The sequence below is a fragment of the Peptostreptococcus canis genome (genome assembly GCF_014229965.1).
In the GTDB taxonomy this organism is placed as follows: Bacteria; Bacillota; Clostridia; order Peptostreptococcales; family Peptostreptococcaceae; genus Peptostreptococcus; species Peptostreptococcus canis.
The window spans coordinates 97,819-103,818 of the sequence record NZ_JABGBW010000004.1 but is presented as its reverse complement, the minus strand read 5'-3'; the positions used below and the strand labels follow the sequence as shown (position 1 = coordinate 103,818).

Annotated in this window: 6 protein-coding genes; all 6 read left to right on the top strand. The window is 29.6% G+C overall.

Annotated elements, in window-relative coordinates; genetic code table 11:
- The first annotated feature begins 230 nt into the window (after positions 1-230).
- Genes HLB29_RS06685 through rsmI form a run of 6 tightly spaced genes read left to right on the top strand, consistent with a single transcriptional unit; the run spans position 231 to position 5,990 of the window.
- Positions 231-1,769 (top strand): aminotransferase class I/II-fold pyridoxal phosphate-dependent enzyme, encoded by a 1,539-nt coding sequence (locus tag HLB29_RS06685; protein WP_185624396.1) that lies wholly within the window; start codon positions 231-233, stop codon positions 1,767-1,769.
- A 20-nt stretch (positions 1,770-1,789) separates the two neighbouring features.
- A complete protein-coding gene (locus HLB29_RS06680; RefSeq protein WP_185624395.1) occupies positions 1,790-2,500 on the top strand; it encodes a dTMP kinase in 711 nt (236 codons plus the stop codon).
- Positions 2,501-2,555: 55 nt separating this feature from the next.
- Positions 2,556-3,500 (top strand): DNA polymerase III subunit, encoded by a 945-nt coding sequence (locus HLB29_RS06675; protein WP_185624394.1) that lies wholly within the window; start codon positions 2,556-2,558, stop codon positions 3,498-3,500.
- On the top strand, positions 3,494-4,381 hold the full coding sequence (locus HLB29_RS06670) for a PSP1 domain-containing protein (protein ID WP_185624393.1): 888 nt from the start codon (positions 3,494-3,496) through the stop codon (positions 4,379-4,381). Before HLB29_RS06675 ends, HLB29_RS06670 begins: the two co-directional genes overlap by 7 nt.
- Before the next feature lies 1 nt (position 4,382).
- Positions 4,383-5,135 carry a tRNA1(Val) (adenine(37)-N6)-methyltransferase gene (locus HLB29_RS06665; RefSeq protein ID WP_330604432.1) on the top strand — a complete coding sequence of 251 codons (753 nt, stop codon included), beginning with the start codon at positions 4,383-4,385 and terminating at the stop codon, positions 5,133-5,135.
- 12 nt (positions 5,136-5,147) lie between these two features.
- Positions 5,148-5,990 (top strand): 16S rRNA (cytidine(1402)-2'-O)-methyltransferase, encoded by an 843-nt coding sequence (gene rsmI, locus HLB29_RS06660; protein ID WP_185624391.1) that lies wholly within the window; start codon positions 5,148-5,150, stop codon positions 5,988-5,990.
- The last annotated feature ends 10 nt before the right edge of the window (positions 5,991-6,000 follow it).

Sequence of the window (6,000 nt, the reverse complement as noted above, 5' to 3'; positions counted from 1 at the left end):
CGAACACAGAAGTTAAGCTCTTTAGCGCTGAAGGTACTTGGCGGGAAGCTGCCCGGGAGAATAGGACGTAGCTACGTGACAAGCTCCGGATTTTTCCGGGGTTTTTTATTGTATATTTTACAAAGAGTCATAATATTTTATTTTAAAAAGTGAAGCGATTGAGTTTATTCTTTAGAGATGTGATATAATGAAATAGTACAAATTAATTGTGGTAGGTAGGTGTGATAAATGTGGCTAAAATAATATATCAAACTTTGAAAGCAATAAGTGAATTAGAAATAGTGTCTTTTCATATGCCAGGTCATAAAAGCGGACGAATTTTTAAAGAATTGGGATACGAAAGAGAAATTTCTAATTTGTTAAATTTAGATTCTACTGAAATTATAGGTACAGATAATTTGCATAATCCGAGCGGAATAATAGAAGAGTCACAAAATAATTCAAGAAAAATTTTATTTCCGGAAAATGATGGTTATGATTTAATTTATCTTGTAAATGGTAGTACATGTGGCATAGAATCTGCTATAATGGCAAGTTGTAAGCCTGGAGATAAGATAATAATAAATAGAGCATCCCATCAATCTGCTTATAATTCTTGTATATTATCCAATGTAGAACCAATATTTGTAAATGAGATGGTAGATTCAGAAAATAATATATTTTTGGGAGTTCAGAAAGAGGAGTATATTAAGGCAATTGAAAATAATAAAGACGCAAAAGCCATATTTATAACTCGTCCAACTTATTATGGTATGTCTTTTGAAATAAAGGATATAATAGAAACAGCGCATAATTATGGTATGTTTGTGATAGTGGACGAGGCACATGGTGCTCATTTAGGTTTAAACGATAAACTACCAAAATCATCCGTAAAATATGGAGCAGACTTTGTAATTCAGAGTATACATAAGACTTTGCCTTCTTTTACACAATCGTCTATTATGTTAGTTAGAAAAAATACCGTGAAAAAAGGGGAGAGAATATTAGTTTGCTCAGAAACTTACAATAGATTAAGAAATTCACTAAATATGTTTGAATCATCAAGTCCATCATATGTATTTTTAATGGGACTGGAGTTTGCAGTAGATATATATGAAAAGTTTGGCAAAACTTTAATGGAAACACTACTTAATAATATATATGTATTTAAAAGAAAAGTTAAAAGTTATAATATTTTTGATACAGATGATCCTACAAAGATATTTATAAATACAATCGAAAAAGGCATAAATGGATATGAATTTTCTAATATATTAAGATATAGATACAATATTCAAGTTGAATTATCAAATTATTCCGGAGTTCTTTTACTTTGTACAATTGCTAATTCCAAAAATGATTTTGATAGAATGGTATATGCACTTGAAGATATAAATGCAACGAATATTTTTGGTACAGAAAGAAGCAAAAAATATAAACCCACAGATGATAAATTTAACAATGTAACTAGAGAAGAGTTAATACATTCCGTAAAGGCAAGTAAAAAAATCGGATTAATTTTTCCAAAAAGTATACCGGTAAGAACAGTTACTCCTAACTATGCATTTAATATGGAAAAAGAAAGTGTAAGTCTGGAAGAAGCTGTTGGTAGAATAAGTGGAGAATTTGTAACTCCATATCCACCGGGGGTATGTGTATTAGCACCAGGTGAGGTGATAAATATAGAGATAGTTAATTATATAAAGTCTGCCATTAAACTAGGTATGGAAATCAATGGAATGGCAAATAACAAATACAATAGTATAATTGTTTTAAAAGAAAAAAAATAAGAATAATCAAAGGAGATATTATGAAGGGTAGACTATTTGTAATAGAGAGTGGCACAGATGGTTCAGGAAAGGCAACTCAAACAAAATTACTTTATGATAGGTTGATTAAAGAAGGATATAATGTGATAAAAGTTGAATATCCAAATTATAAATCTGATTCATCAGCTTTGGTAAAGATGTACCTTAACGGAGAGTTTGGAAAAAAAGCAGATGATGTGGATGCTTATGTAGCGTCGACGTTTTTCGCTGCCGATAGATATGCTTCCTATAAATTAGAATGGGAAGAGTTTTACAAGGCAGGAGGAATAATCTTAGCTGATAGATATACCACATCTAATATGGTCCACCAGGCATCTAAAATGAATGATATTGGTGAAAGGGATAAATTTTTAGAGTGGTTAGATGGTCTTGAATATGAATTATATAAGATACCTAAGCCGGATGGAGTATTTTTTTTAGATGTGCCTGTGAATATTACAAAAGAACTTATGAAAGATAGAAAAAACAAAATAACAGATAGAGAAGAAAAAGATATACATGAAAGTGATATAGATTATTTAGTAAGAACATACAATAATTCAAAATATGTAGCTGAAAAATATAATTGGACGATTATTGATTGTGTAGAGAGAGAGATAGATTCTTCTGGCGGAAATAATTTAATATATAAAATGAAAAGTGTAGAAAGTATACATGAAGAAATATATTCGGAAGTTACTAAATATATATAGATATTAGATATGCAGATAGTAGGTATAGTGTGGTAAGAAAGGACTAGAGGTGGATATGTTTGAAAATATATTAGGTCAAGAGTTGGCTAAAAAAAGATTATCTAATCTAGTTAAAAATAAAAGAATTAGTAATGCATATATTTTTACCGGACCAGAAGGGGTTGGTAAAAAACTTATGGCAAAAGAGTTTGCTAATTGTCTGATTGGCATGAATGTAGATAATAGCTCAGATTTTATATTGATTGAGCCGAAAAAAGGTGAAAATACAATTAAAATCGAACAAATTAGAGAATTGAATTCAAGTATAAGTTTAAAACCATACAGCAATTATAAAATATATTTAATAAATGATTCAGAAAAAATGACTATACAAGCTCAAAATGCTTTATTAAAGACTTTAGAAGAACCTTGTAGTTATGGTATAATAATACTTGTAACAAAAAATGAGCAGGCATTATTGGAAACCATAAGATCTAGATGCATCGAAGTAAAATTTTCGTCTTTGAGTATGGAAAATATAAAAAAAATTTTAAAATCAAATGGCGTAAGTAGTAATGATGCAAATGTGGCTACAATATTTGCCAGAGGTAGTGCAAGTATGGCATTATCCATATCACAAAATAGTGAAATTATATCACTAAGAAATGGTATAGAAGATTATTTAAGCGATGTATTACTGAAAAAGGATAAATTTAAAGCTTCTGTAGCTGCAGAATTTTTTAAAAAAGATTCTGATAATATATCCGGTATAATACAGTTATTTAAAATTTATATTAGAGATGCTATTATTATGCGAGATACATATGGTACTAATATGTTAATTAATAAAGATAAAGAAAACTTGATCAGAAGATTAGCATCGGCACTTAGTTTATCTCAATTGGGTGAAATATTATCTATATTGAATGACACAGATAATAAATTGAACGCTAATTGTAATTTTAATAGTACTATTCAGGCGATGTCATTGAATATTTATAAGGTGGTGAATAGATGGTAAGGATTGTAGGCATAAGATTTAAACCTGCTGGAAAGATTTATTATTTTGATCCGGTAGATTTAATTTTAAATATAGGTGATGATGTAATAGTGGAAACATCAAGAGGTTTAGAATTTGGAATGATGGTAATAGGTCCTAAAAATGTGGAAGAAAGTGATATAATTACTCCGTTAAAACCTATTATCAGACTTGCAACTACGGAAGATAAAGATATATATGCAGAAAATAAAATAAAGACTAGAGAAGCATTTGAAATATGCGAATCAAAAATCAAAAGTCATGGATTAGAAATGTTTTTAATAGACTGCGAATATACATTTGATAGAAATAAGTTAATATTCTATTTTACAGCAGATGGAAGAATAGATTTTAGAGATTTAGTAAAAGATCTGGCAGCAATTTTTAAAACTAGAATAGAGCTCAGACAAATTGGAGTCAGAGATGAGGCGAAAATTTTAAATGGAATAGGTCCATGTGGAAGAACTCTTTGTTGTGCTACTTGGATAGGCGAATTTATGCCGGTATCTATAAAAATGGCAAAAGATCAAGGATTATCTCTGAATCCGGCAAAAATTTCAGGAGTATGTGGAAGACTATTTTGTTGTTTGAAATATGAATCTCAGGGATATGCAGAAGCAGTGAAAAAAATGCCGGCAAGCGGATGGATTGTAAAAGATTTATTTACTGATAGAAAGGCAAAGGTAATTGAATCAAATTACCTATTGGAAACTATCAAAGTAGAATACGAAGATAAAACAATAGGAATATTGTCTGAAGGGGATTATAAAATTTTAAAAGCATTTAAGAAAGACAACTCAAATGGTGAAGTATTAGATAAAGAAACTTTAGCCGAGCTTAAGAAATTGGAACAAGATGAGTAATATGATAGAACTTTTAGAAAATGAAAGAATAGATGATTTACAGTTTATGGGATTGAAAATAATTCAAAATACAGATGGATTTTGTTTTGGAATAGATGCAGTACTACTATCAAATTTTTGTAAAATTAAAAGAAATGCAAAAATAGTCGATTTAGGAACAGGTACAGGTATAATTCCTATATTGCTTTATGGAAAGAGTAATGCGAAGGAAATAATTGGTCTTGAAATACAAGAAGAAGTTGCAGATATGGCAAACAGATCTATTAAGATGAACTGTATTGAAGATACGGTAAAAATAATAAATGACGATATAAGAAATATAGAAAATATTTTCGAAAAAGGAAAGTATGATGTAGTGACATCTAATCCCCCATATATGCATGCAAACGGAGTCATAAATGTAAATGATAAAAAAGCTATATCCAGACATAGCATTAAATGTAATATAGAAGATGTATTAAAAGGGGCTTCTTACTTACTTAAACCAAACGGGAAATTATTTATGGTAAATAGACCACTAAGACTAGTTGATATGGTTTATTTTGGAAGAAAATATAATTTGGAACCTAAGTATATTAGATTTGTTCACTCAAAGGAAGGGAAGGCTCCTAAGATGGTATTGATGGAATATGTAAAAAATGCCAAATCAGAAGTGAAAATATTAGATCCACTTTATATATATGATGAGAATAACAATTATACATTGGAAATTGAGAAAATTTATTCTAAAAAAAGCGTTGAAGAAACCGAGTAGAAGGTGTTGAACATGAAAAATGGTAAGTTGTATATTTGTCCAACTCCAATAGGGAATTTGGAAGATATAACCTATAGAACTTTAAAAGTCCTCAATAATGTTGATATTATAGCAGCTGAGGATACAAGACATACGATAAAATTATTGAATCATTTCAATATAAATAAGCCTTTGACAAGTTATCATGAACATAATAAAAATTTTAAAGGCGATTATCTATTGGATAAGTTGAAAGAAGGAGAGGATATCGCGTTAGTTAGTGATGCGGGCATGCCGGGAATATCCGATCCGGGGGCCGATATAGTAAAAGAATGTATTGATAATGGATTTGAGATAGAAGTGTTACCCGGAGCATCTGCATTTGTTGTTGCACTCGTAGGATCCGGAATGGATACATCAAAATTTGTTTTTGAAGGATTTTTAGATAGAGATAAAAAAAATAAAAAAACAAGATTAGAAGAGATAAAAAAAGAGAAAAGAACTATTGTTATTTATGAATCTCCTCACAGATTAAAGGATACTTTGAAAACAATGTTGGAAATATTAGGAGATAGAAAAATATCGATTTGCAGAGAGTTGACTAAAAAACATGAAGAATATTTTAGAACAACTTTGACAGAATCAATAGATTACTATAGTGAGAACTCTCCCAGAGGTGAATATATATTAATTATTGAGGGAGATAAATATTATGAAGATATGCCTGAGAATAATATATATGAACATATGGATGAGAGAGAATATGTGATTTCATTAATAGAGAGTGGAATGAGTAAAAAAGATGCCATAAAAAAAGTATCCAGAGCTAGAGGTCTAAAAAAAGATTTGGTATATAAAAAAGTTTTGGATATTTAGTGAAAAAAAT